Here is a 23,270-nt window from a genome sequence, read left to right as displayed (position 1 = left end):
CGTCACCGGAGCCGGACGGCGTCCACGGGCCCGTGCCGCACGGTGAGCGTTGCCGCGCCCGGCGAGACCTTCCCGCCGCCCCTCCCGTCCGTGTCGTCGTCGCCCCCGGCCAGCGCCCAGACCAGGCCCCCGGCGATGAGCAGCGCCACGACCGCTCCCACGGCCACCAGAACGCCCGTGCGCCTCGTACGGCCGGCGGGTTCCGCTGTGCCCGGGGCGGTTCCGGATGACCCGGCCTCCTCGGCCGTGCCGTCCGTCGTCGGCGGCGGTGGCGGTCCCGCCGGCCCGCCGCCGGGCGATCCGGTCCCGCCCGCGGCCAGGATCCGCAGCCGGCGCTCCGCGTCCGTGGCCGTGAGCCGCCCGTCCGGGTCCTTGTGCAGCAGCCCCTCGATGACAGGGGCGAGCGCGCCCGCCCGGCGAAGGGGCGGCGGTTCCTCCTCGCCCACCGCGCGCAGGGTGTCCCGCGGATCATCACGGCCGAACGGCGACCGCCCCTCGGTGGAGGCGTACAGAAGCACGCCGAGCGACCAGAGGTCGGATTCGGGCCCCGGCGTGCGCCCCAGCGCGCGCTCGGGCGCGAGGTATTCCGGCGAGCCGATCGGTTCACCCGTCACGGTGAGGCCGGACAGGCCGTCGGCAGGCGTGATGCCGAAGTCCTTCAGCATCACCTGTCCGTCGTTCGCCAGCAGGACGTTGCCCGGCTTCACGTCGCGGTGCAGCACACCGGCCTCATGGGCGCCGCGCAGCGCCGCGAGCACCTCCGCACCGATCCGGGCGGCGCGCCGGGGGGACAGCGGGCCGTCGGCGGCCAGCACGTCGGACAGGGCGAGTCCCCGGACCAGCTCCATCACGATCCAGGGCCGGGAGTCCTGGGTGACCACGTCATGCACGGCGACGGCGTTGCGGTGCGAGAAGCGGGTCGCCGCCCTGGCCTCCCGCTCCAGGCGGGAGTGCAGCAGCTCGGTGCCGGCGGCGGACAGGGCCGCCGGTGCCCGCACCTCCCTGACGGCCACCTCGCGCCCCAGCACCTCGTCACGGGCGCTCCACACGACGCTCGCCCCGCCCTCGCCCAGCGGGTCCAGAAGGCGGTAACGATCCGCGATCACACGTCCGGTACCCGGGACTTCGCTCATCGGTGACCCTCCATCAGCAGCGGTGCGCAGTACGGACGAATCCCCTCCAAGCTAACCCAACTCGCCCCGGGGCCGACAGGATCCGGTAACGGGCCGTCAACCGCCGTGCACAGGTGTGCAATCCTGCGGCCGGGATACACGAGTGTCACTGCGGGACGATAGGGTTAACCTGCCCGGGCCGGGTGCCCTCGTACGGGTGGGGAGTGACATGGAACAGATAACGGTGCGCAGCAGGCCGCGTGTGCCTGCCATCACATGTGGGAGCGGTGCGACCAGTTCGCGCCTCGACCGCCATCTCGCAGTGCTGGGCGGCCCCGCCGTTCCGCAGCGCGAGTCGGCGGAGGCGACGCTGCTGATGCTCGAGCTCACCTCGCGCGACGCCGCGCACACCCGCAGGAGCAGGAGCGCGCGTGTCTCGCTCTTCGCCCCCCTGCGGCGACTGCGGCGCTCGCTCTTCGGCAGCCGCCGCTGACCGACGGCTGTACACGACCGGTCCGGTCCCTCCGCTCGGGGCCGCGTCCACGATCACTCCGTCCCGGCGCAGTGCTGCTCTCCGCCCGTCCGTCATCCCCAGGGCCGGCAGCGTTGCGTCGGTGTGCTCCTCCAGCGCCGGTACGGCACCCACCGGCGACCCGGCGCCCGCCCAGCAGCGTCCTCGGCCCGCGACACGCCGACAGCGGTGGCCACTTCCCGCGTGCTCAGAGCAGTGCGAACTGCCCCTCCGGGCCCTCCTCCTGGTGGTCGAGCACGGACGCCGGCCGCCGGGCCGACGCCGGGACGGGAAGCACCCCGGCCGCGCGCAGCCCGTTCTGGGTCAGGGCGTCCGCCTCCTCCAGCCGTTCCCACAGCTCCTGCTGCCCGGGCCGCAGCCCCGCGAGCAGCGCCAGGACGGTGATCAGCTCCAGCAGCTCCGAGGTCCGCTCCTGAGGCCAGCCGCGCGGCCCCACCGCCGCCAGCCCCTCCACCGCGCGTCCCTCCGCCGCCGTCGCCCGGCGCTCGAACCACAGCTCCAGCATCCGCACCCCGCCGACCCTGAAGTCCCAGGCCCCTGCGGGAACGGGCGAGACGCGTCCCTCGCCGAGGAGGAGCGCCTCCTCGGCGGCGTCGTAGCGCAGCCCCTCCGGCCGGGGCGGGATCGCGGCCCGCACATACGGGCGCCGGCCGCCGGGCAGGCGCGGGCGTTCCCCGCCCCGCGCCCCGCGCAGCTGGACGCGCAGCAGTTCCTCTCCCAGCTCCACACCCCGCGCCCACAGCGCGCCGTCGGCGGGCAGCGGGACGAGCGGCCCGGCGGGGGAGGGGCGGGCGGCGGCAAGGACCCAGGCCAGGACGGATCCGGCGGTGACCGGCGTCCCGTAGCGGGCGGTCAGCTCGGCGGTCAGACCCGGCGCGAGATTGGGCTCCCGGCCGCCCGGCCGCCGGTAGAGCGGCCGTATCCGGCCGGGCCGCCCCGCGGGGGAGTGGCCGTCGGGCAGCAGCGAGGTCACGGACAGGGCCGGCCCGCCGTCCTGGGGTACGTAGCCGTGCTCGACGGCGAAGATCTGGTGCCCGTCGGCGACCCGCCACAGCTCGGGGCGGGCCGCGTCGAGCAGCCGGTGGTCGGGAATCAGCCACTGTTCGTCGAAGGGGCCGTGCGCGATCCGTACCGGCTCGGGATACGGCCCGGGGTCCCGCGCGAACGCGCTCGTCCCGGTCGACCTGCCCGGCAGCGCCGCGGCCGGGGTCAGCGGCGTACGGGAGCGGCTGGGCCCGAACAGCCTTTCCTGCTCGGCGCCTTCCGCCTCCGCCAGCAGGCCCCAGCGGGCCCGCAGCGAGGCGGCGTCGGGGGCGGTCACCCAGGAGCGCCCCGGTCTCAGGGGGCGCACCGACCAGGGCATGAGGTCGTCCAGCAGGGGGAGCGCACCGCTCCCGCCGGCTCCGGCCGCCGTCCCTGCTGCCACCGTGTCGTCCTCCCCGTCGCCACGTCCGCCGCCCCCGGCATCGTAACGACCGGCCGTGGCCGCCACGAGCGCCGGTCGCGGCCCCGCCCTCAGTGGGCGTCGACGGTCACCGAGAAGGAGAAGCGGTCCCCCCTGTATCGGATGCGTGCCACGTCCACCACCGTGCCCTCCTCGTCGTACGCCACGCCGGTGTAGTGCAGGATCGGGCTGAGCAGCGGGACCTGGAGCAGCTCGGACGTGACCGGGTCGGCGAGGCGGGCCTCCACGGTGTCCGTGATCCGGGAGATCCGTACGCCGACGGCGTCACGCAGCACCTTGGTCATCGGCCACCGCTCCAGATCGGCCACGTCGAGCCGGGCGGCGATCTCCGGGCGCACCGCGTTCTCCGCCCAGTTGGTGGGCTCGCCCGTCGTCTCGTCGCAGCGGAGCCGCCGGTAGCTGACCACCTCGGGGCAGTCCGGGAAGAACTCGGCGAGGTCACCCGGGACGGGCGCGCGGCCATGGCCGAGCACGGTCGTCCGCTCGCCCGACTGCTGGGCGACGATCGCGTCGATCGACCCCATCAGCCGGACCGGTGACACCCGCCGGGCGCGCGGCTCGATGAACGTGCCGCGCCTCCGGTGCCTGCTGATCAGCCCCTCGCTCTCCAGCTCCTTGAGCGCCTGGCGCATGGTGAGGACGCTCACCCCGTAGTGCAAGGCGAGCTGTTCCTCGGTCGGCAGCCGCGTCGAGGCGTCCTGCGGGCGGCCCAGTATGGACGCCCGCAGCGACTGCGAGACCTGGTACCAGAGGGGCAGCTTCCGGTTCAGCACCAGGGAGTCGGGGGCGAACCCGGGCCGGCCCGTCTCGTTCACCTGGTCCATCCGGTTCACCCGATCTCTCTGCGGCGCGGCCGGCGGTGCGGTGTCACGGCCGGAAGTTGCGGCTCAGACCCTGCCACACGTCGTCGTACCCGCGCTGGAGGTGGTCGGCGCCCGCGGCCTGCGCGGTCGCCGTGACCGGCCAGCGGGTCTCGAACATGAACGCCAGGCCGTCGTCGATCCTCTGCGGCTTCAGCTCCGCCGCGCTGGCCCGGTCGAAGGTCTCACGGTCCGGGCCGTGCGCCGACATCATGTTGTGCAGCGAGCCGCCGCCGGGCACGAAGCCGCCCGCCTTGGCGTCGTACGCCCCCTCGATCAGGCCCATGTACTCGCTCATCACGTTGCGGTGGAAGTACGGCGGGCGGAAGGTGTCCTCGCCGACCAGCCAGCGCGGGGCGAAGACGACGAAGTCGACGCCCGCGAGCCCCGGGGTGTCGGACGGCGAGGTCAGCACCGTGAAGATCGACGGGTCCGGGTGGTCGTAGCTGATCGTGCCCATGACGTTGAAGCGGCGCAGGTCGTAGACGTACGGCGTGTGGTTGCCGTGCCAGGCGACGACGTCGAGCGGCGAGTGGCCGTACGTCGCCGACCAGAGGTTCCCGCAGAACTTGTTGACCACCTCGACCGGGCCCTCACGGTCCTCGTAGGCGGCGACGGGCGCCAGGAAGTCCCGGGCGTTGGCCAGACCGTTGGCGCCGATCGGGCCGAGGTCGGGCAGAACGAACGGCTGCCCGTAGTTCTCGCAGACGTACCCCCGGGCGGTGGCGTCCAGCAGCTCGACCCGGAAGCGGACGCCGCGCGGGATCAGCGCCACATGGCCCGGGTCGGCCCGCAGGAGGCCCAGTTCGGTGCGGAGCAGCAGTCCGCCGCGCTCGGGGACGATCAGGAGCTCCCCGTCGGAGTCGCTGAACACCCGGTCGGTCATGGAGGAGTTCGCGCTGTACAGGTGCACGGCCATGCCGGTGCGCTGCGTGGCGTCGCCGTTGCCGCCGAGCGTCCACAGGCCGGCCAGGAAGTCCGTGCCGGGCGCGGGCTCGGGGAGCGGGTCCCAGCGCAGCCGGTTGGGGTCGGGGACCGTCTCGGTGAAGGGGGCCGTGCGCAGGGCGCCGTTGTCGGTGCGGACGAAGGCGGGATGGGCGGCCGAGGGCCGGATCCGGTACAGCCAGGAACGGCGGTTACGGGCCCGGGGTTCGGTGAAGGCCGAGCCGCTCAGCTGTTCCGCGTACAGCCCGAGCGGCGCGCGCTGGGGCGAGTTGCGGCCGTGGGGCAGGGCGCCCGGGAGGGCCTCCGAACTGTGCTCGTTGCCGAAGCCGGACAGATGGCCGAGGTTCTCCGCCGATTTCCTCGCCTGCTCGATGCCGCTCATCATGCGCTCCCGTTGGATGAGGAATCCCGTGGATCCCCTGACGAAGAATCCTATGGATCACCGTAGGAATCGAAACGTGGCCCGTCAACGGCATACGGGCATCATGGAGCCGTGTCCCACGCTCATACGAACCTCCGACGCGTCCCCGTGCAGCAGCGCAGCGCCGACCGGCTCGCCCGCATCCTCGACGCCGGCGCAGCCCTGCTCGACGAGACCGGCTACGAGCAGCTCTCCACCCGGGCGGTCGCCGACCGGGCCGGAGTGCCCATCGGCTCCGTCTACCGCTTCTTCCCCAACAAGAGGGCGCTCGTCGAGGCCCTCGCCGAGCGCAACCTGGAGGTCTACGCCGGGCGGGTCGTCGCCAGGCTGGAGGCCATCCCGGAGCGCGAATGGCGTGCCGCCATCGACGCCGTGCTCGACGAATACCTGACGATGAAGCGCTCCGCCGCAGGCTTCGCCCTCGTCGACTTCGGCCCGCCCGTCCCCGCCGCGGGACCCCTGGATGAGGAGGCGAACCGGCGCGTCGCGGGGCGCCTGACGGAGCTGCTCCTGGGGCATCTCGGCCGGGGCCGCGACGGGGCCGCCTCCGACGCCCGTCTGCTCCGCGCGGTCCTGGTCTGTGTGCAGGCCGCCGACGCCTTGCTGCAACTCGCCTTCCGGGCCGACCCGGAGGGCGACCCGGACCTGATAGCGGAGACCCGGATCCTGCTGCACGCTTATCTCGCGGGCGTACTCGAATAGAGGCCCCGGGGCGGCCGCGAGCGGGCGGCCGGGCACTGATGCGATGGGGTGGCTCCGGCACCTCGCCAGCATCCGTACCGGTCGGTATGCTCGGTCCGCCGGGAGCCCGCGCCCGCCGTGTGCGGTGCGGGGCGCCGGTTCACGCCCGCGCGCCACCGCTGCCGCCCCGGGGAGGGCCCGTGTCCCACGATTCCCGTACCGCCCTGCGTGTCTGCCCGCTCTGCGAAGCCACCTGCGGACTCACCCTCACCATCGAGGGAACGGCGGTCACCGGCGCACGCGGTGACCGCGGTGATGTCTTCAGCAAGGGCTTCATCTGCCCCAAGGGCGCCTCGTTCGGCGGGCTGGACGCCGACCCCGACCGGCTGCGCACCCCCCTCGTCCGCACGGACGGCGTCCTGCGCGAGGCGACCTGGAGCGAGGCCTTCGACGTGATCGCCGCGAAGATCCCGGCCCTGATCCGGGAACACGGCGAGCAGGCCGTCGGGGTCTTCCTCGGCAACCCCAACGTGCACACGATGGCGGGCGGGCTCTATCCGCCGCTGCTGCTGTCCACGCTCGGCACCCGCAACGTCTTCACCGCCAGCACCCTGGACCAGATGCCCAAACACGTCTCCAGCGGACTGCTCTTCGGCGACGCCCACGCCATCCCCGTACCGGACCTGGACCGCACCGCCCATCTGCTCCTGATCGGCGCCAACCCGCTGGAGTCCAACGGCAGTCTGTGCACCGCCCCCGACTTCCCGGGCAAGCTCAAGGCGCTCCGCAAGCGCGGCGGCACCCTCACCGTCATCGATCCGCGCCGCACCCGCACCGCGCGCCTCGCCGACCGGCACGCCGCCATCAGGCCCGGCACCGACGCCCTGCTGCTCGCCGCGCTCACCCAGGTCCTCGTCGAGGAGAAGCTCGCCGACCCGGGCGTGCTCGCCGAACACATCGAGGGCTACGACGAACTCGCTGAAGCCGTCGCGGACTTCACCCCCGAGGCGGTCGCCGGGGCCTGCGACCTGGACGCGGGCACCATCCGGGAGATCGCCCGCGAGCTGGCGGCGGCCCCCGCCGCGGCCGTCTACGGGCGCATCGGCAGCTGCACCGTCGAGCACGGCACCCTGGCCAGCTGGCTCGTCGACGTACTCAACATCCTCACCGGCAACCTCGACCGCCCCGGCGGCGCCCTCTTCCCGCTCTCCGCCACCGCCCGCGCCCCGCGCCCCGCCGCACCGGGGAAGGGCTTCGCCCTCGGCCGTTGGAGCAGCCGGGTCTCCGGGCACCCCGAGGCCAAGGGCGAACTGCCGGTCGCCGCACTCGCCGAGGAGATCGCGACACCGGGGCAGGGCCGGATCCGGGCGCTGATCGTCATCGCGGGCAACCCGGTGCTCTCCGCGCCCGACGGGGACCGCCTGGACCGGGCACTCGCCGACGGCCTCGACTTCATGATCAGTGTCGACCCGTACCTCAACGAGACCGCGCGCCACGCGGACGTCGTGCTGCCCCCGCCGCCGCCCTCGCAGAGCGCCCACTTCGACTTCGCGTTCAACTCCTTCGCCGTCCGCAACCAGGTCCGCTACAGCCGTCCGGCCGTCCCGCTGGAGGAGGGGCGGATGGACGAGAGCGAGATCCTCGCCCGGCTCGTCCTCGCCGTGGGCGGCAACCACGGCGCACCGCCCGAGGCCGTCGACGACCTGGTCATCACCACGGCGCTCGCCAAGGCGGGGCTCCCCGAGTCGCTCGCCGGGGAACTGACCGGCCGCACCGGCGCCGAACGGCGCCTCGACCTGATGCTGCGCCTCGGCCCGTACGAACTCACGCTGGAGCAGCTCCTCGCGCATCCGCACGGCATCGACCTCGGCCCGCTGGAGCCGCGCGTTCCGCAGGTGCTCAGGACCCGCAGCGGCCGCATCGAGCTGTTCCCGGCACCGATCGCCGCCGACCTGCCCAGGCTCCGTGCGTCGCTCGGCGCGCGGCCCGCCGGACTCGTCCTCGTCGGCCGCCGTCATCTGCGGTCCAACAACAGCTGGATGCACAACGTCGCCTCGCTGCGCGGCGGCTCCAACGTCTGCACCCTGCAGATCCACCCCGACGACGCGGCCCGGATCGGACTCGCGGACGGCGACACGGCCCGGATCACCGCCGCGGGAGGCGAGGTCGAGGCGCCCGCCGAGATCACCGACTCGGTACGGGCCGGGGTCGTGAGCCTCCCGCACGGCTGGGGCCACAGCCGGCCGGGCACCCGCATGTCGGTCGCCGGGGCGGAGCCGGGCGTCAACGTGAACCAGCTCCTGGACGGCACCCTCCTGGACCCGCTGTCCGGGACCGCGGTGCTCAACGCCGTCCCCGTCTCCGTGACACCGTCCGCAGCCGCCGCCTCCCTAGCACCGACTCGTTGACCTGGGGTTTTGCTCGTATTGCTCACACGTCAACATCTTGTTAACGCTGCTTCAGGGCCCCTAACGTCATCCGGACCGCCGGCACCGGTGAGAGTTCAAAGGTGAACGTTAGGTATCCCATATGTTGACAATCCTCGGATTCGCCATGATCGCGACCTTCCTGGTCCTGATCATGATGAAGAAGATGTCGCCGATCGCGGCCCTGGTCCTGATCCCCGCCCTGTTCTGCGTGGCCGTAGGACAGGGCGCGAAGCTCGGTGACTACGTCATCGAGGGCGTCGGCACCCTCGCACCGACCGCGGCGATGCTGATGTTCGCCATCGTCTACTTCGGCGTGATGATCGACGTCGGCCTGTTCGACCCGATCGTCCGGGGCATCCTGCGCTTCTGCAAGGCCGACCCGATGCGGATCGTCGTCGGCACGGCGCTGCTCGCCGCCGTCGTCTCGCTGGACGGCGACGGCTCCACCACCTTCATGATCACGGTCTCGGCGATGTATCCGCTCTACAAGCGGCTGAAGATGAGCCTGGTCGTGATGACCGGTGTCGCCGCCACCGCGAACGGCGTCATGAACACCCTGCCCTGGGGCGGCCCCACCGCCCGCGCGGCCACCGCCCTCAAGGTGGACGCGGCCGACATCTTCGTACCGATGATCCCGGCCCTCGCCGTCGGGCTCCTGGCCGTCGTCCTGCTCGCCTGTGTCCTGGGCCGCCGCGAGCGCAAGCGGCTCGGCATGCTCACCCTCGACGAGGCGCTGGTGACCGAGCCCGAGACCGTCCTGGTCGGCGCGGGGAGCGGTGGCAGCGGCGACCGGCTCACGAAGGGCCCGAGGAGCACCGGTCCCGCCACCGGCGGTGCGGAAGACGCCGAGGACGGGGAGGGGGACGAGGAGTTCAAGGGCCTCGACCCCCACCGGTCCACGCTCCGCCCCAAGCTCTACTGGTTCAACGCCGGCCTCACCGTCGCCCTGCTGGCCGCGATGATCCTGGAACTCATGCCGATCCCGGTGCTCTTCCTGCTCGGCGCGGCCCTCGCCCTCACCGTCAACTTCCCCCACATGCCCGACCAGCGGGCCAGGATCGCGGCCCACGCCGACAACGTGCTCAACGTCTCCGGCATGGTCTTCGCCGCCGCCGTCTTCACCGGCGTGCTCACCGGCACCGGTATGGTCGAACACATGGCGGACTGGCTCGTCGGGGCGATCCCCGACGCGATGGGCCCGCACATGGCCATCGTCACCGGTGTGCTGAGCCTTCCCCTCACGTACTTCATGTCCAACGACGGCTTCTACTTCGGAGTCCTGCCCGTGCTCGCCGAGGCCGGCGCCGCCCATGGCGTCTCACCGCTCGAGGTCGCCCGCGCCTCCATCGTGGGCCAGCCGCTGCACATGTCGTCCCCGCTCGTGCCCGCCGTCTACGTCCTGGTCGGCATGGCCAAGGTCGAGTTCGGCGACCACACCCGGTTCACCGTCAAGTGGGCCGTGCTCACCTCGCTGGTGGTCCTCGGTGCCGGCATCCTCTTCGGAATCATCTGATGCCTCCGGAACCACGGCCCGGCAGGGGCTGGCTGCTGCGCCTCGTCATCGCCTTCGCCTTCGCGCAGGGAGCGGTGTCGATGGCGCGGCCGGCCGTCTCCTACCGGGCCCTCTCGCTGGGCGCCGACGAGCGTGCGATCGGCGTCATCACCGGTGTGTACGCGCTGCTGCCGCTCTTCGCCGCCGTACCCCTCGGCCGGCGGACCGATCACGGCCGCTGCGCGCCGCTCCTGCCCGTCGGGGTCCTCCTGATCGGCGGCGGCTGCGCGCTCAGCGGCACCTCGGGCTCCCTCACGGCGCTGGCCGCGTGGAGCGGGGTCATGGGCCTCGGTCACCTCTGCTTCGTGATCGGCGCCCAGTCGCTCGTCGCCCGGCAGTCGGCCCCGGCCGAACAGGACCGCAATTTCGGCCACTTCACCATCGGGGCCTCGCTCGGGCAGCTCGTGGGTCCGATCGCCGCGGGCTACCTCATCTCCGAGCGGGACGGCGCGATGGCCCGTACGAGCGCCCTCGCCCTGGTCGTCTCGGCGGCCGTCGCCTCCGCCTCCTTCACCGCGCTGTGGCGCATCGAGCACCGCGGGGCGGCCGGGACGCCCCGGCAGGCCGCCCGCAAGGTGCCGGTGGGCAGCATCCTGCGCACCCGCGGGGTCCCGGCCGGCATCTTCATCAGCCTCGCCGTGCTCAGTGCCACCGACATCCTCACCGCCTATCTGCCGGTCGTCGGCGAGCACCGCGGGATCGCCCCCGCCACCGTCGGCCTGCTGCTCAGCCTGCGGGCAGCCGCGACCATCGCCTGCCGTCTGGTCATGACGCCGATGCTGCGCGTGCTCGGCCGTGCCGCCCTGCTCTCCTCGACCTGTCTGCTCGGCGGCCTCCTCTGCGGGGCCATCGCCCTGCCCGTCCCGGTGTGGGGGCTCGCCGTGATGCTCGCCGTGCTGGGCTTCTGCCTGGGGGTCGGCCAGCCCCTCTCGATGACCACCGTCGTCCAGGCGGCCCCCACGGCCGCCCGCTCCACCGCGCTCGCCCTCAGGCTCACCGGAAACCGGCTCGGCCAGGTCGCGGCGCCCGCCTCGGCCGGACTGATCGCCGGAGTCGCGGGCACCGCCGCGCCGTTCGTGATGCTGGGCGCGCTGCTCGTCGGGGCCGCGGGACTCGGGCTCCGGAGCAACCCCCGGACCGGGGCCACGGGCGGACGCCCGGATCCCGGCCCCGCCCGCACGGCGTCGGCGCGCCCCGGCGCGCCCCGCCCCGCCGGGCGCAAGTCCCCCTGACGCCATCGTCGTCCGCGCTCCCACACGTCACGCACGTATGAGGAGGCAACTTCCGTACGGGTCATTCCCACACCACGTCCGGTGGGTTAACTTCAGGCCACGCAGCCGCTCCCCACGCGCAGCCCATCCACCTTCCCGGGCGGAATCACATGACTCGTGCCATATCCCTGCGCAGTGTCAGCAAGACGTACGGACGGTCCACGCGCGCCGTCGACCGCTTCTCGCTCACCGTCCAACCCGGTGAGTTCGTGGTGCTGCTCGGCCCCTCGGGCTGCGGGAAGTCGACGGTGCTCCGCATGATCGCGGGCCTTGAGCAGATCTCCGAGGGCGATCTGCTCCTGGACGGTGAACCGGCCAACGAACTGTCCCCGCGCGAACGCGGCATGGCCATGGTCTTCCAGAACTTCGCGCTCTACCCGAACATGACCAACCGGGACAACATCGGCTTCCCGCTCAAGCTGGAGAACTCGCGCGCCGACAACAGCGAACGCGTCGAGGCCACCGCACGGATGCTCGGCATCGAGACCGTGCTGGACCGCTACCCGGGCCAGCTCTCCGGCGGTGAGCGCCAGCGGGTCGCGATGGGCCGCGCCATCTCGCGTCGCCCCTCCGCCTTCCTGATGGACGAGCCGCTGTCCAACCTCGACGCCAAGCTGCGCAATCATCTGCGCGCCGAGATCTCCCAGCTCACCAGGGACCTCGGGGTGACGACCGTCTACGTGACGCACGACCAGGCGGAGGCGATGTCGCTCGGCGACCGGGTGGCCGTGATGCGGGGCGGGGTGCTCCAGCAGGTCAGCACGCCCCGCGAGGTCTACGCGACCCCGGAGAACGTCTTCGTCGCCGCGTTCATCGGTACCCCGCGGATCAATCTGCTGCAGGCGGTCGTCCACGCCCCGCTGGAGGGGCGGATGTCCATCGACCTCGGCCGGCAGCGCCTCCCGCTGCCCGAACCGCTCAGCCCCGACCACCAGTTGCTCCGCATCCAACAGGGCCGCCGCATCATCGTCGGCCTGCGCTCCGAGGCGGTGCGCATCGCGCCGCCGAGCCACGCCCGCGCCGGCGAGGTCGCCCTCAGCGGCCTCGTGCAGCACGTCGAGTACCAGGGGCACGAGGCGCTCGTCCACCTCGACACCGGTTCGCATGCCGCCGTGGTGCCCGACCTGGAGTCGGCCCGCCCGCAGGCCGAGCAGCACCGCAGACGCGGCGGGAGCGTCAGCATGCTGGGACGGCTGAAGCAGCGTGCCGTCGGCGGGTCCGTGGCCGTGCTGGACGAGCCGGGCCCCGACCAGCCGCCGTACGTCGTACGCAGCCCCGACCGCCCCGCCGTCACGACGAGCGACCTCGTCGTGCGTACGGGCCCCGACATGCGGCTGCGCCGGGGCGGGCAGGTGCCCCTCCTCGTCGACCTCGCGCACCTCTACGTCTTCGACCACTCGGGGCGCCGGATCTGCCCCCTGCCCAAGGACATCCCCGGCCTCGACGTGTGACCACCGCCGCCGGACAGCCCCTGGTGCCGCGGCACCGGCCGGGCGTGACCTGTGTCTCCAGCCGTTCCCTGGCGCCGAAAAACTAACAGCGCTAGTTTGGGCCCGGGACGGCATCCGTCCGTACGACGCACGGCTTCGGCGGCAGGCACAGCGAGCCCGGGAGGGACAGCCATGAAGGCGCATGACGGGATGTACATCGGCGGGGAGTGGCGGCCCGCCGCAAGCCGGGACACGATCGCGGTCGTGAACCCGGCGGACGAGCAGGTCATCGGCCATGTCCCGGCGGGCACCGCCGGGGACGTCGACGCCGCGGTACGCGCCGCACGCGCCGCGTTCCCCGGCTGGGCGGCCACCCCGCCCGCCGAACGCGCCGCGAGGATCACCGCGCTGCGCGACGTGCTCGCCGCCCGCAAGGAGGAGATCGCCGAGACCGTCACCGCCGAGCTCGGCTCGCCGCTGCCGCTGTCGCAGGCGGTGCACGCGGGCGTACCGGTGCTGGTCGCCGGCTCGTACGCCGAACTGGCCGCCTCGTACTCCTTCGAGGAGAAGCTCGGCAACTCCACCGTCCTGCTGGAGCCGGTCGGCGTCGTCGGCGCCATCACGCCCTGGAACTACCCGCTCCACCAGATCGTCGCCAAGGTCGCCCCCGCCCTGGCCGCGGGCTGCACCGTCGTCCTCAAGCCCGCCGAGGACACCCCGCTCACCGCTCAGCTCTTCGCCGAGGCCACCCAGGAGGCGGGCCTGCCGGCCGGCGTCTTCAACCTGGTCACCGGCATCGGTGCGGTCGCGGGCCAGGCGCTCGCCGAGCACGAGGGCGTCGACCTGGTCTCGTTCACCGGTTCCACCGCCGTCGGCAAGCAGATCGGGGCCACCGCCGGAGCGGCCGTCAAGCGCGTCGCGCTGGAGCTCGGCGGCAAGTCCGCCAACGTGATCCTGCCCGGCGCCGACCTCGCGAAGGCCGTCAACGTCGGCGTGGCCAACGTGATGTCCAACTCCGGCCAGACCTGCAGCGCCTGGACCCGGATGCTGGTCGACGCCGAGCGGTACGAGGAGGCCGTGAGCCTCGCCGCCACGGCCGTCGCCAAGTACGTACCCGGCGAGCGGGTCGGCCCCGTCGTCAACGCCAAGCAGCAGGCCCGGGTGCGGGGTTACATCGAGAAGGGCATCGAGGAGGGCGCCCGCCTCGTCGCGGGCGGCCCCGAGGCCCCCAAGGACCAGGGCTACTACGTCAGCCCCACCGTGTTCGCCGACGTCACGCCCGGCATGACCATCGCGCAGGAGGAGATCTTCGGCCCGGTGCTCTCCATCCTGCGGTACGAGGACGTGGACGACGCCCTGCGGATTGCCAACGACACCGTGTACGGGCTGGCCGGCGCCGTGTGGGGCGCCGACGACGAGGAGGCCGTGGCCTTCGCCCGCCGCATGGACACCGGACAGGTCGACATCAACGGCGGACGCTTCAACCCCCTGGCACCCTTCGGCGGTTACAAGCAGTCGGGGGTGGGGCGCGAACTCGGCCCGCACGGCCTCTCCGAGTACCTCCAGACCAAGTCCCTCCAGTTCTGATCCCCACGCCGATCCACCGAGGAGTCTGTTCGTGGTCCGCGCCGCCGTACTGCCCGCCGTCGGAGCTCCCCTGGAGATCACCGACATCGAACTCCCGGAGCCCGGCCCCGGCCAGGTGAGCATCAGCCTCGCCGCCGCCGGTGTCTGCCACTCCGACCTGTCCCTGTCCAACGGCACCATGCGGTTGCCCGTCCCCGCGGTCCTCGGCCACGAGGGCGCCGGCACGGTGCTCTCCGTCGGCGAGGGCGTCACCCACGTCGCCGCGGGCGACCCGGTCGTCCTCAACTGGGCGCCGTCCTGCGGAGCCTGCTTCCACTGCGGGATCGGCGAGGTCTGGCTCTGCGCCGACGCGCTCAAGGGCGCGGCGAACGTCCACGCCCGTACGGCCGACGGCACCGAGCTCCACCCCGGCCTGAACGTCGGGGCCTTCGCCCAGGAGACCGTCGTCGCCGCGAACTGCGTGCTGCCCGCCCCGGCCGGCATCCCGCTCGACGACGCGGCCCTGCTCGGCTGCGCGGTCCTGACCGGCTACGGCGCGGTCCACCACAGCGCCCGGGTGCGCGAGGGCGAGAGCGTCGTCGTCTTCGGGATCGGCGGCGTCGGCCTGGCGGTCCTGCAGGCCGCCCGCATCGCCGGAGCGTCGAAGATCATCGCCGTGGACGTGTCACCGGAGAAGGCGGAGCTGGCCCGCCGGGCCGGCGCCACCGACTACGTCGTCGCCTCCGACACCACCCCGCGCGCCGTCCGCAAGCTCACCGGGGGTCAGGGAGCGGACGTCGCCGTGGAGTGCGTGGGCCGCCCCGCCACGATCCGCGGGGCCTGGGAGTCGACGCGCCGCGGCGGCCGGACCACGGTCGTCGGCATCGGCGGCAAGGACCAGCAGGTGACCTTCAACGCCCTGGAGATCTTCCACTGGGGCCGCTCCCTCACCGGCTGCGTCTACGGGAACAGCGACCCGGCACGCGACCTGCCGGTCATCGCGGAACACATCCGCGCCGGACGGTTCGACCTCTCCACGCTGGTGACGGAGCGGATCGCGCTGGACGGCATCCCGGCGGCCTTCGACAACATGATCGCCGGCAAGGGCGGACGCGCGCTGGTCGTGTTCTAGACACCGGCGCACGGGTGCGGGGCCGTGGATCCACGGGCCCGCACCCGTGCGGTGGGCACCCCGCCCGCGGGCCGATGTCCTCAGACCGCCGGTTCCTCGACCGCCCGCGCGCGCCGTGAGCGGGTCCGTGAGATCGCGACCCCTGCCAGGCAGAGCAGCCCGCCCGCGACGGTGAGCAGCGCGGGCACCTCGTCCAGCAGCAGCCAGGACATCAGCACCACCAGCGCGGGCACCGCGTACGTCGTCGCGCCCATTCGGCCCGCGGTCGTACGGGCCAGGGCGTACGCCCAGGTGGTGAAGGCCAGCGCCGTCGGGAACACCCCGAGGTAGACCATGTTCAGCGTGGCCGACACCGGGGCGTCGGCCGCCTCGGAGACCAGGACCCGGGTGAACGGCAGGCAGGCGACCGTACCGATCAGACAGCCGAACGTGGTGATCTGCAGCGGCGACCCGTGCCGCAGCGCGGGCTTCTGGACGACCACCCCGCCGGCGTACGACAGCGCGGCCAGCAGGCACAGGAGCACGCCCAGGACCGAGGAACTCCCGTGGCCGGACATGGAGAGCCCCACGACGACGGCGCCCGCGAACGAGACACCCATGCCCGTCAGGAGGCGGCGCGGCAGCCCTTCCCCGAGCAGCCGGGCACCGAGCAGCGCCATCAGGATCGGCCCGACGTTCACGATCATGGCCGCTGTACCCGCGTCGACCTGCTGCTCACCCCAGTTGAGCACCACCATGTACAGGCCGAACCAGAGCAGCCCGGATCCGATGATGCCCGGCCATGCGGCCCGGGACGGCAGCCCTTCGCGGCGTACGAGCAGGATCACCCCGAGCGTCAGGGTGCCCGCGAGGAGGCGTCCCAGGGCCAGCGCCCCCGGTGAGTACGCCTCGCCCGCGCTGCGGATGGAGACGAATGCGGAGGCCCACAGGAGGACCGTGGTGCACGCGGCGGCCGGGGCGCGCCAGTTGCGTCGGGAGGCGGACGGCGCGGAGGGGCGCGCTGTCGGTGTCGTCGTCATGGCCACGACGGTAGGCCGGGAACGCTTCGTCCCCCACCGAATTGTCAGCACGCCGTGAGCGAGGCCGGCTCGATACCCAGGTGCTCCGACAGGGCACGCTCCCCGGCCGGCGTCGCCCGGACCGCCCGTCCCGTCCCGACCCGCTCGCACCACCCGGCGTCCAGCACATGGCGGCACAGGGCGGCACCCGAGACACCGGCCAGATGGGGCTTTCGCTCGGTCCAGTCCAGGCAGCCGCGCGCCAGGGGCCTCCGGGAGGCGGTGCCGAGGGGGATGCCGAGCGCGCCGAACCACTGCAGGCCGGCCTCGGTCAGCGCGAAACCGGTGTCCTGCCGCAGGAGCCCGCGCTCGGTCATCGCGTCGGTGATGCGGATGCCGAGGAGCCCGGCGAGATGGTCGTAACAGGTACGTCCCCGGGCCAGCGCGTGCCGGAGGCTCGCCTCGCGCAGGGTGCGCGGGGGAGTACGGACCCCCGGCTGGGCGTGGGCGGCCAGCTCCTCGATCAGCTGCGCGATGCGCCCGTCGGCGAGCCGCAGATAGCGGTGGCGGCCCTGGCGCTCCTCGGCCAGCAGCCCGCCGGCGACCAGCTTGCCCAGATGCTCGCTGGCCGTCGAGGGGGCCACTCCCGCGCCACGGGCCAGCTCACCCGCCGTCCAGGCCCGGCCGTCGAGCAGGGCCAGGCAGAAGGAGGCGCGGGTCTCGTCGGCGAGCAGGGCCGCCAGTGCGGCGAGCCGCGGCGCGGCCGGATCGTGCGGTGTCGTACGGGCCATGGGTCCAGGATGCGTCAGGCACCGTTCGGCGCGGGCCGAACCGTCCGACCGGCGGCCGTCTGCTCGTACTGGAATGCGAGGCCGTCCAGCAGCGCGCGCAGCCCGGTCTCGAAGGCGCCCTCGTCGACCTGCTGGCGGCGGTCGGCCAGCAGATGCGCCTGGCCCAGGTGGGGGTAGTCGGCGGGGTCGTACGCCGTCTCGTCGTCGACGAACCCGCGGGCGAAGGAACCGAGCGCCGAACCGGTGATGAAGTAGCGCATCAGCGCGCCGATGTACGTCGCCTGGGCGGGCGGCCAGCCGGCCCGGACCATCGCCCCGAACACCGCGTCGGCGACCTTGAGGCCGGCCGGACGGCGGCCGGGCCCCTGGGCGAGCACCGGGACGATGTGCGGGTGCTCGGCGAGCGCCGCCCGGTAGGAGACGGCCCAGTCGTGCAGGGCGGCGGGCCAGTCGCGCGGGTCGGACTCCTCGAACATCGACAGGTCGACCTGTGCGGAGACGGCGTCGGCGACCGCGTCGAGGATCTCGTCCTTGTTGCGGAAGTGGTTGTAGAGCGAGGGCCCGCTGACCCCCAGCTCGGCGGCGAGCCGGCGGGTCGAGACGGCGTCCAGCCCCTCGGCGTCGACGAGGGCACCCGCCGCCTCGACGATGCGGTCTCTGCTGAGGAGGGGCTTGCGCGGTCGGGCCATGCGGCACATAGTAGGGCCTGCAAGCCTAAAACTAGCAGTGCTAATTAAAAGTGGGGTGTCACAGGATGAACCTGGAGCTGAGCGAGGAGCAGGAAGCCGTCCGGCAGCTCGCCGAGGACTTCGTCGCACGGGAGATCACCCCGCATGTCGTCGAGTGGGACCGCGCCGAGAGTGTCGACAAGTCGATCGTGAAGAAGCTGGGCGCCCTCGGCTTCCTCGGGCTGACGGTCCCGGAGGAGTACGGCGGCTCGGGCGGAGACCACCTCGCGTACTGCCTGGTGACCGAGGAGCTCGGCCGAGGCGACTCCTCGGTCCGCGGCATCGTGTCCGTCTCGCTCGGCCTGGTCGCCAAGACGATCGCTTCCTGGGGCAGCGAGGAGCAGAAGCAGCAGTGGCTGCCGAAGCTCACCGCGGGCGAGGCGATCGGCTGCTTCGGCCTCACCGAGCCCGGCACCGGCTCCGACGCGGGGAACCTGACGACCAGGGCCGTGCGCGAGGACGGGGGAGACTACGTCATCAACGGCTCCAAGATGTTCATCACCAACGGCACCTGGGCCGATGTCGTCCTGCTCTTCGCCCGGACGAACGACACCCCCGGCCACCGGGGCATCTCGGCCTTCCTGGTCCCGGCCGACGCCCCCGGCCTGACCCGGCGCACCGTCCACGGCAAGCTCGGGCTGCGCGGCCAGGCCACGGCCGAACTGGTGCTGGAGGACGTCCGCGTCCCCGCCTCCGCGCTGATGGGCCCCGAGGGCAAGGGCTTCTCCATCGCGATGTCAGCCCTGGCCAAGGGCCGGATGTCGGTCGCGGCGGGCTGCGTCGGGATCGCCCAGGCCGCCCTGGACGCCGCCGTGCGCTACGCCGGCGAGCGCGAGCAGTTCGGCAAGTCCATCGCGAGCTACCAGCTCGTCCAGGAGCTCATCAGCGACATCTCCGTGGACGTCGACGCCGCCCGCATGCTGACCTGGCGCGTCGCCGACCTCATCGACCGCGGCCAGGACTTCGCCACCGCGGCGTCCACGGCGAAGCTCTTCGCCTCCGAGGCCGCGGTCCGCGCCGCGAACAACGCCCTCCAGGTGTTCGGCGGTTACGGCTACATCGACGAGTACCCCGTCGGCAAGCTGGTCAGGGACGCCCGTGTGATGACCCTGTACGAGGGCACCAGCCAGATCCAGAAGCTGATCATCGGCCGGGCGCTGACGGGGGTGTCCGCCTTCTAGGGCCCCCGGCGGTGCCGGGCGCCGGTGGCCGTGTGCCGCTCTGATAGCGTCCCCGACCGGATCGACGGGGGAGGGCGTGACATGACAGGGCGACGGGTCGGGGCGGCAGGGGGAGTGCTCGTCCTGGCGCTCACGGCCGGCGGGCTGATCTGGGGGTTCGGCCTCCGGGGCGACGACTCCGGCGAGGTCCCCGCCGACACCTGCCGGGGAGCTCTGGCGGCCGAGGAGGCCGGGACGTTCTTCGGCGGCGCCGAGCTGGAGTTCGGCGGCCACACCGCGGAATGGGTGGGCCAGGAGACCGAGTACTGCGCGGCCTGGGCCCGGGGCGAGGAGGCCGGCGGCGTACAGCTCAAGCTGAACATCCGTCCGTCGGCGGCCCATCGGGCCAGTGGCGCGGCGGAGGACACCTCGGCGACGCCGATCGGATTCGGCTGGAACGGCTCCTTCGCCGTCTCCGACCGGCCCAGGGCCGGGGTACTCGTCGACTGCGCCCCGCTGCCCGGCAAGGGCCTTCTCGTCCTGGCAGAGGCGCGCCAGGACATCGAGGAACTCACCGACGCCCAGGTGCTCCAAGTGGCGCGGTTCGCCACCGAGTCGGCCCGCCGCGCGGCGAAGCGGTTCGGCTGCGAGGGAGATCTGGGCCGGCGCCCCTCGGCCGTCGACCGTACGCCGTGGCAGACCCGCCCCGTCGCGAAGGCGGAGGGCACCTGCCGCGACGTCTTCGGCCCGCGGGACGCGGACCGGCTGGGGATCACGAAGGTGACGGAGAAGCCGGCCGGGCGCGCGCTCACGGAGGAGTGCTCCGTGAGGCTCCCGGCCAAGGACCACCATGTCCGGCTGACCGCCTACTACGGGTCCTCCGCCCAGCAGGAGAATTACCTGGACGGCCGCTACCCGGGCAGTGTGGAGGGCGCGGTCATGCGGTCCCACGCATGCGGGGGCGCCCTGGGGGACGCGTACGTCAAGTTCGAGGAGCTCCCGAGGCCGGACCGCGAGAAGGGGGTGCGGAGCACGGTCGGCAGCCAGGACGCGGAGCGCCTGCTCGCGGCCTTCGCCACCGCCTCCGGGGCCCGGCACGGATGCCCGGTCCCCTGACATACCGCCGGCCCGTGCGCCTGTCCATGAGTACCGGCTGAGTACGGCGACGGATACCGGTCCGCGCCACCGCGCCCGATGCTGTGTCCCATGAGTGAGACAACATCGGTCAAGCAGCAGAGCACCGCCGCCTTCTACGGGCAGGCCGTCCTCTCCTTCGGGGTGGCCATGGGTGCGGTGGCCCTCGGCATCTTCTTCCTCGACGCGGACGCCTGGGTCCGGGCCTTCCTCGCCATCGGCGTCCTCTATCTCGTCACCTCGTGCTTCACCCTCGCCAAGGTCATCAGGGACCGGCAGGAGGCGGGACAGATCGTCAGCCGGGTCGACCAGGCCAGGCTGGAGAAGATCCTCGCCGAGCACGATCCCTTCCAGAAGCTCTGACGGTCCCACCCCCTGCGCGCTCTAAGCGCTTGCTCAGGTTCGCGGTATGGTGTTCGTCCTGCCAGCGGAAAGGGGCACGTGGCGATGAGCACGGCGGAGGAGACCGACGGCGAGAACACGCCGTGGAGCGAGGTCACGCCCGAGGCGGCGAGGCGACTGCTCCTCGCGGCGGTCGAGGCCTTCGCGGAGCGTGGCTACCACGCCACCACCACCCGTGACATCGCCGGCCGGGCCGGGATGAGCCCGGCCGCGCTCTACATCCACTACAAGACCAAGGAAGAGCTGCTCCACCGGATCAGCAGGATCGGCCACGACCGGGCCCTGCTCCTCCTGGAGACGGCGGCGGACCAGGACGGTACTGCGGCCGAGCGGCTCACCGACGCGGTCCGGTCCTTCGTCAGCTGGCACGCCGAGCGGCACACCACGGCCCGGGTCGTGCAGTACGAGCTGGAGGCCCTCGGCGAGGAGCACCGCGCCGAGATCGTCGCCCTGCGCAGGCGGAGCGACGCCGTGGTGCGCCGGATCATCGGCGACGGCGTCCGGGCCGGCGAGTTCGACGTCCCCGACGTCCCGGGCACCACCCTCGCCGTGCTCTCCCTCTGCATCGACGTGGCGCGCTGGTTCAACGCCCAGGGCAGCAGGACGCCCGAGGAGGTCGGCACCCTCTACGCGGACCTCGTCCTGCGCATGGTGGGCGCCGCTCCGAAGCAGTGACGCCGGGCACCCCCGCGGGGCCCGGCGCACCCGCGCCCCGGACGTATCGGAACGCGCGCCCCGGACGTGTCAGAAGTAGTAGCGCGACACCGACTCCGCGACACACGCCGGCTTGTCGCCGCCCTCGCGCTCGATGGTGACGAGTGCGGTCACCTGTACGCCGCCCCCCGCCTCCTCGACGCTCTTGAGCACGGCCGTGGCGCGCAGCCGCGAGCCCACCGGGACGGTCGAGGGGAAGCGGACCTTGTTGGTGCCGTAGTTGATGCCCATCTTCACGTTCTCGACCTGGAGGATCTGCGGGACGAGCACCGGCAGCAGCGACAGCGTCAGATAGCCGTGCGCGATCGTCGTGCCGAAGGGGCCCGCCGCGGCGCGCTCCGGGTCCACGTGGATCCACTGGTGGTCGCCCGTGGCCTCGGCGAACTGGTCGATCCTCTTCTGGTCGATCTCCAGCCAATCGCTGTGACCGAGCTCCTGGCCCACCCCGTCCCGCAGCTCCTGGGCGGACGTGAAGATCTTCGGCTCTGCCATGTTCCTGGTCCCTGTCTTCCGGCGGTCGGTCGCCCTCCGCGGGGCGGTGTCTAAGCGCTTGCTCAGCATGGTTGGGCCGCGCCTCCCTGTCAACGACGGACCGGCCGGGTTTTCGAAGCGGCGGTGGCGGCCGAGGCGCCCCCACTAGGGTTGGAGGAGTGCCACAGATCCCGCAGAAATGCCAAGAACTCACCGTCGGCCAGCTCTCCGCCCGTAGCGGAGCCGCGGTGTCCGCCCTGCACTTCTACGAGTCCAAGGGCCTGATCAGCAGCAGCCGCACCAGCGGCAACCAGCGCCGCTACACCAGGGACGCGCTGCGCCGGGTGGCGTTCGTCAGGGCCGCGCAGCGGGTGGGCATCCCGCTCGCCACCATCAGGGAGGCGCTCGCCGAACTGCCGGAGGAGCGCACACCGAACCGCGACGACTGGGCCAGGCTCTCCCGGGCGTGGCGCTCGGAGCTGGACGAGCGCATCAAGCAGCTGGGGCGGCTGCGCGACCACCTCACCGACTGCATCGGCTGCGGGTGCCTCTCGCTGGAGACCTGTGTGCTGTCCAACCCGGACGACGTCGTCGGCGAGCGGATGGCCGGATCGCGGCTGATGCCCGAGCGGGGAGCCGGGAGCCGCTCCTGAGCGCGCCCCGGCTCCGGCGGGTTCCCTCGACGCGTGCCCCTCAGGCCGCCGACGCCAGGGCCCTCGTCCGCGCTCTTCTTGCCTCGGCCAGTGCCTTCGCCGTCAGTACGGGCCGGGGGACCACGATCCCGCAGCCCGTGCAGACCGGGCCGGCCCACGGCTCGCGGTCCAGGTCCTGCCGCCAGATGATGCCGGTCCCCGTGCAGACCGGGCACGCGGCGCCCGGCTTCGCGCCCAGGGCCGCGATCAGCCTCCCCAGGACCTCCGCCAGGGGCGCGCCGGGGTGGACCCCCGGGTCCTCGCAGTGCGCGATCCCGTTGCCGCCCCAGGTCCGCCGGTGCCAGTCGTCGAATGTGCCGGGCCGCCGCAGCCCGTCGTGCTTCTCACGGCGCCGCCGCTCGGCGAAGCCCGCCTCGTACGCGAGCCAGACGGCCCGCGCCTCCTCCAGTTCCTCCAGTGCGCGCATCAGGCGCACCGGGTCGGGGGCCCGGTCCTCCGGCTCGATCCCGTGCCGGGCGCACAGATGATCCCAGGTCGCCCGGTGACCGTACGGGGCGAACCGCTCCAGGCATTTGCGCAGCGAGTACCGCCGCAAAGCCAGATCGCCCCGTGGATCGCGGACCTGTCTCGCAAGACTCCGGAAACCGGCCATGGCACTGCCACCTCCGTCGCTCGTACTTCGGCGTCAAGGGATGGACGTACGACTGCCCGATTCGGCTCCATCCAAGGGTGAACGCGTCCACGGACTGAGACGGCCGGTGCGGGGCCACGTCCGGGCGTGTGTGGTGATTCGGAAAAAGTGACTGATGTTCATCTTACGGAC

22 protein-coding genes and 1 pseudogene are annotated in these 23,270 nt (G+C 72.8%); 13 read left to right on the top strand and 10 right to left on the bottom strand.

Going from position 1 to position 23,270, the window contains the following annotated elements; genetic code table 11:
• Positions 1 to 2 precede the first annotated feature (2 nt).
• The gene (locus ACIRD8_RS22820; protein WP_403994409.1) at positions 3 to 1,133 is read right to left on the bottom strand and encodes a serine/threonine-protein kinase; all 1,131 of its coding nucleotides are present in this window, start codon (positions 1,131 to 1,133) and stop codon (positions 3 to 5) included.
• Between the two features lie 208 nt (positions 1,134 to 1,341).
• On the opposite strand from ACIRD8_RS22820, the gene ACIRD8_RS22815 reads away from it, so the two are divergent.
• The gene (locus ACIRD8_RS22815) at positions 1,342 to 1,605 is read left to right on the top strand and encodes a hypothetical protein (protein ID WP_104790182.1); all 264 of its coding nucleotides are present in this window, start codon (positions 1,342 to 1,344) and stop codon (positions 1,603 to 1,605) included.
• A 51-nt stretch (positions 1,606 to 1,656) separates the two neighbouring features.
• On the opposite strand, the pseudogene ACIRD8_RS22810 reads toward ACIRD8_RS22815, so the two are convergent.
• The 4 genes and pseudogenes from ACIRD8_RS22810 to hmgA form a co-directional block, all read right to left on the bottom strand.
• Positions 1,657 to 1,831, bottom strand: a pseudogene (locus tag ACIRD8_RS22810) (CoA transferase); the annotation flags it as partial.
• Positions 1,832 to 3,070, bottom strand: a complete 1,239-nt coding sequence (locus ACIRD8_RS22805; RefSeq protein WP_403994406.1) for a type ISP restriction/modification enzyme — start codon at positions 3,068 to 3,070, stop codon at positions 1,832 to 1,834. It abuts the pseudogene before it with no gap.
• Positions 3,071 to 3,159: 89 nt separating this feature from the next.
• Positions 3,160 to 3,933: a GntR family transcriptional regulator gene (locus tag ACIRD8_RS22800; protein ID WP_403994403.1), complete on the bottom strand. Its 774-nt coding sequence runs from the start codon at positions 3,931 to 3,933 to the stop codon at positions 3,160 to 3,162.
• Positions 3,934 to 3,976: 43 nt separating this feature from the next.
• Positions 3,977 to 5,296, bottom strand: a complete 1,320-nt coding sequence (gene hmgA / locus ACIRD8_RS22795; protein WP_403994400.1) for a homogentisate 1,2-dioxygenase — start codon at positions 5,294 to 5,296, stop codon at positions 3,977 to 3,979.
• 111 nt (positions 5,297 to 5,407) lie between these two features.
• On the opposite strand from hmgA, the gene ACIRD8_RS22790 reads away from it, so the two are divergent.
• The 7 genes from ACIRD8_RS22790 (at position 5,408) to ACIRD8_RS22760 (ending at position 15,396) form a co-directional block, all read left to right on the top strand.
• Positions 5,408 to 6,037 carry a TetR/AcrR family transcriptional regulator gene (locus tag ACIRD8_RS22790; protein ID WP_403994397.1) on the top strand — a complete coding sequence of 210 codons (630 nt, stop codon included), beginning with the start codon at positions 5,408 to 5,410 and terminating at the stop codon, positions 6,035 to 6,037.
• Positions 6,038 to 6,216: 179 nt separating this feature from the next.
• Positions 6,217 to 8,424, top strand: coding sequence for a molybdopterin oxidoreductase family protein (locus tag ACIRD8_RS22785; RefSeq protein ID WP_403994394.1), 2,208 nt, complete (start codon positions 6,217 to 6,219; stop codon positions 8,422 to 8,424).
• A gap of 121 nt (positions 8,425 to 8,545) precedes the next feature.
• A complete protein-coding gene (locus ACIRD8_RS22780; RefSeq protein WP_403994391.1) occupies positions 8,546 to 9,958 on the top strand; it encodes a CitMHS family transporter in 1,413 nt (470 codons plus the stop codon).
• Positions 9,958 to 11,229 carry an MFS transporter gene (locus ACIRD8_RS22775; RefSeq protein ID WP_403994388.1) on the top strand — a complete coding sequence of 424 codons (1,272 nt, stop codon included), beginning with the start codon at positions 9,958 to 9,960 and terminating at the stop codon, positions 11,227 to 11,229. The genes ACIRD8_RS22780 and ACIRD8_RS22775 overlap by 1 nt, the downstream gene beginning before the upstream one ends.
• Before the next feature lie 149 nt (positions 11,230 to 11,378).
• Positions 11,379 to 12,719 carry an ABC transporter ATP-binding protein gene (locus tag ACIRD8_RS22770; RefSeq protein WP_403994385.1) on the top strand — a complete coding sequence of 447 codons (1,341 nt, stop codon included), beginning with the start codon at positions 11,379 to 11,381 and terminating at the stop codon, positions 12,717 to 12,719.
• Between the two features lie 171 nt (positions 12,720 to 12,890).
• Positions 12,891 to 14,285, top strand: a complete 1,395-nt coding sequence (locus ACIRD8_RS22765) for an aldehyde dehydrogenase family protein (protein WP_403994382.1) — start codon at positions 12,891 to 12,893, stop codon at positions 14,283 to 14,285.
• Between the two features lie 31 nt (positions 14,286 to 14,316).
• The gene (locus ACIRD8_RS22760; RefSeq protein WP_403994379.1) at positions 14,317 to 15,396 is read left to right on the top strand and encodes a Zn-dependent alcohol dehydrogenase; all 1,080 of its coding nucleotides are present in this window, start codon (positions 14,317 to 14,319) and stop codon (positions 15,394 to 15,396) included.
• An 80-nt stretch (positions 15,397 to 15,476) separates the two neighbouring features.
• On the opposite strand, the gene ACIRD8_RS22755 is transcribed toward ACIRD8_RS22760, so the two are convergent.
• The 3 genes from ACIRD8_RS22755 to ACIRD8_RS22745 are packed head-to-tail and all read right to left on the bottom strand — an operon-like array spanning position 15,477 to position 17,874.
• Positions 15,477 to 16,415 carry a DMT family transporter gene (locus ACIRD8_RS22755; protein ID WP_403994376.1) on the bottom strand — a complete coding sequence of 313 codons (939 nt, stop codon included), beginning with the start codon at positions 16,413 to 16,415 and terminating at the stop codon, positions 15,477 to 15,479.
• Between the two features lie 44 nt (positions 16,416 to 16,459).
• Positions 16,460 to 17,185, bottom strand: coding sequence for an ArsR/SmtB family transcription factor (locus ACIRD8_RS22750; RefSeq protein ID WP_403994374.1), 726 nt, complete (start codon positions 17,183 to 17,185; stop codon positions 16,460 to 16,462).
• Positions 17,186 to 17,199: 14 nt separating this feature from the next.
• Entirely contained in the window at positions 17,200 to 17,874 is a 675-nt protein-coding gene (locus ACIRD8_RS22745) for a TetR/AcrR family transcriptional regulator (RefSeq protein WP_403994371.1), read from the bottom strand.
• Between the two features lie 65 nt (positions 17,875 to 17,939).
• Here ACIRD8_RS22745 and ACIRD8_RS22740 point away from each other — a divergent pair, with 65 nt between their 5' ends.
• The 4 genes from ACIRD8_RS22740 (at position 17,940) to ACIRD8_RS22725 (ending at position 21,284) form a co-directional block, all read left to right on the top strand.
• The gene (locus ACIRD8_RS22740) at positions 17,940 to 19,094 is read left to right on the top strand and encodes an acyl-CoA dehydrogenase family protein (RefSeq protein ID WP_403994368.1); all 1,155 of its coding nucleotides are present in this window, start codon (positions 17,940 to 17,942) and stop codon (positions 19,092 to 19,094) included.
• 81 nt (positions 19,095 to 19,175) lie between these two features.
• Entirely contained in the window at positions 19,176 to 20,189 is a 1,014-nt protein-coding gene (locus ACIRD8_RS22735) for a hypothetical protein (RefSeq protein ID WP_403994365.1), read from the top strand.
• Between the two features lie 90 nt (positions 20,190 to 20,279).
• A complete protein-coding gene (locus tag ACIRD8_RS22730; protein WP_031099588.1) occupies positions 20,280 to 20,570 on the top strand; it encodes a YiaA/YiaB family inner membrane protein in 291 nt (96 codons plus the stop codon).
• Between the two features lie 84 nt (positions 20,571 to 20,654).
• Positions 20,655 to 21,284: a TetR/AcrR family transcriptional regulator gene (locus ACIRD8_RS22725; RefSeq protein ID WP_403994362.1), complete on the top strand. Its 630-nt coding sequence runs from the start codon at positions 20,655 to 20,657 to the stop codon at positions 21,282 to 21,284.
• A gap of 69 nt (positions 21,285 to 21,353) precedes the next feature.
• On the opposite strand, the gene ACIRD8_RS22720 is transcribed toward ACIRD8_RS22725, so the two are convergent.
• Positions 21,354 to 21,815, bottom strand: a complete 462-nt coding sequence (locus ACIRD8_RS22720) for a MaoC family dehydratase (protein ID WP_403994359.1) — start codon at positions 21,813 to 21,815, stop codon at positions 21,354 to 21,356.
• 158 nt (positions 21,816 to 21,973) lie between these two features.
• On the opposite strand from ACIRD8_RS22720, the gene soxR reads away from it, so the two are divergent.
• A complete protein-coding gene (gene soxR / locus ACIRD8_RS22715) occupies positions 21,974 to 22,447 on the top strand; it encodes a redox-sensitive transcriptional activator SoxR (RefSeq protein WP_403994356.1) in 474 nt (157 codons plus the stop codon).
• Between the two features lie 40 nt (positions 22,448 to 22,487).
• Here soxR and ACIRD8_RS22710 read toward each other — a convergent pair whose 3' ends face one another.
• The gene (locus ACIRD8_RS22710) at positions 22,488 to 23,099 is read right to left on the bottom strand and encodes a hypothetical protein (protein WP_403994353.1); all 612 of its coding nucleotides are present in this window, start codon (positions 23,097 to 23,099) and stop codon (positions 22,488 to 22,490) included.
• Positions 23,100 to 23,270 lie beyond the last annotated feature (171 nt).

The organism is Streptomyces sp. NPDC102451, assembly GCF_044765485.1.
Classification (GTDB): domain Bacteria; phylum Actinomycetota; class Actinomycetes; order Streptomycetales; family Streptomycetaceae; genus Streptomyces.
Note: the sequence above shows the minus strand (reverse complement) of the source record. Positions and strands in the feature narration are given on the sequence as shown.

Coding starts and splice junctions, on each gene's coding strand:
- ACIRD8_RS22820 (WP_403994409.1), bottom strand. CDS start 1,133: ATGAGCGAAGTCCCGGGTACCGGACGTGTGATCGCGGATCGTTACCGC.
- ACIRD8_RS22815 (WP_104790182.1), top strand. CDS start 1,342: ATGGAACAGATAACGGTGCGCAGCAGGCCGCGTGTGCCTGCCATCACA.
- ACIRD8_RS22800 (WP_403994403.1), bottom strand. CDS start 3,933: ATGGACCAGGTGAACGAGACGGGCCGGCCCGGGTTCGCCCCCGACTCC.
- hmgA (WP_403994400.1), bottom strand. CDS start 5,296: ATGAGCGGCATCGAGCAGGCGAGGAAATCGGCGGAGAACCTCGGCCAT.
- ACIRD8_RS22780 (WP_403994391.1), top strand. CDS start 8,546: ATGTTGACAATCCTCGGATTCGCCATGATCGCGACCTTCCTGGTCCTG.
- ACIRD8_RS22775 (WP_403994388.1), top strand. CDS start 9,958: ATGCCTCCGGAACCACGGCCCGGCAGGGGCTGGCTGCTGCGCCTCGTC.
- ACIRD8_RS22770 (WP_403994385.1), top strand. CDS start 11,379: ATGACTCGTGCCATATCCCTGCGCAGTGTCAGCAAGACGTACGGACGG.
- ACIRD8_RS22765 (WP_403994382.1), top strand. CDS start 12,891: ATGAAGGCGCATGACGGGATGTACATCGGCGGGGAGTGGCGGCCCGCC.
- ACIRD8_RS22755 (WP_403994376.1), bottom strand. CDS start 16,415: ATGACGACGACACCGACAGCGCGCCCCTCCGCGCCGTCCGCCTCCCGA.
- ACIRD8_RS22750 (WP_403994374.1), bottom strand. CDS start 17,185: ATGGCCCGTACGACACCGCACGATCCGGCCGCGCCGCGGCTCGCCGCA.
- ACIRD8_RS22745 (WP_403994371.1), bottom strand. CDS start 17,874: ATGGCCCGACCGCGCAAGCCCCTCCTCAGCAGAGACCGCATCGTCGAG.
- ACIRD8_RS22740 (WP_403994368.1), top strand. CDS start 17,940: ATGAACCTGGAGCTGAGCGAGGAGCAGGAAGCCGTCCGGCAGCTCGCC.
- ACIRD8_RS22735 (WP_403994365.1), top strand. CDS start 19,176: ATGACAGGGCGACGGGTCGGGGCGGCAGGGGGAGTGCTCGTCCTGGCG.
- ACIRD8_RS22730 (WP_031099588.1), top strand. CDS start 20,280: ATGAGTGAGACAACATCGGTCAAGCAGCAGAGCACCGCCGCCTTCTAC.
- ACIRD8_RS22725 (WP_403994362.1), top strand. CDS start 20,655: ATGAGCACGGCGGAGGAGACCGACGGCGAGAACACGCCGTGGAGCGAG.
- ACIRD8_RS22720 (WP_403994359.1), bottom strand. CDS start 21,815: ATGGCAGAGCCGAAGATCTTCACGTCCGCCCAGGAGCTGCGGGACGGG.
- ACIRD8_RS22710 (WP_403994353.1), bottom strand. CDS start 23,099: ATGGCCGGTTTCCGGAGTCTTGCGAGACAGGTCCGCGATCCACGGGGC.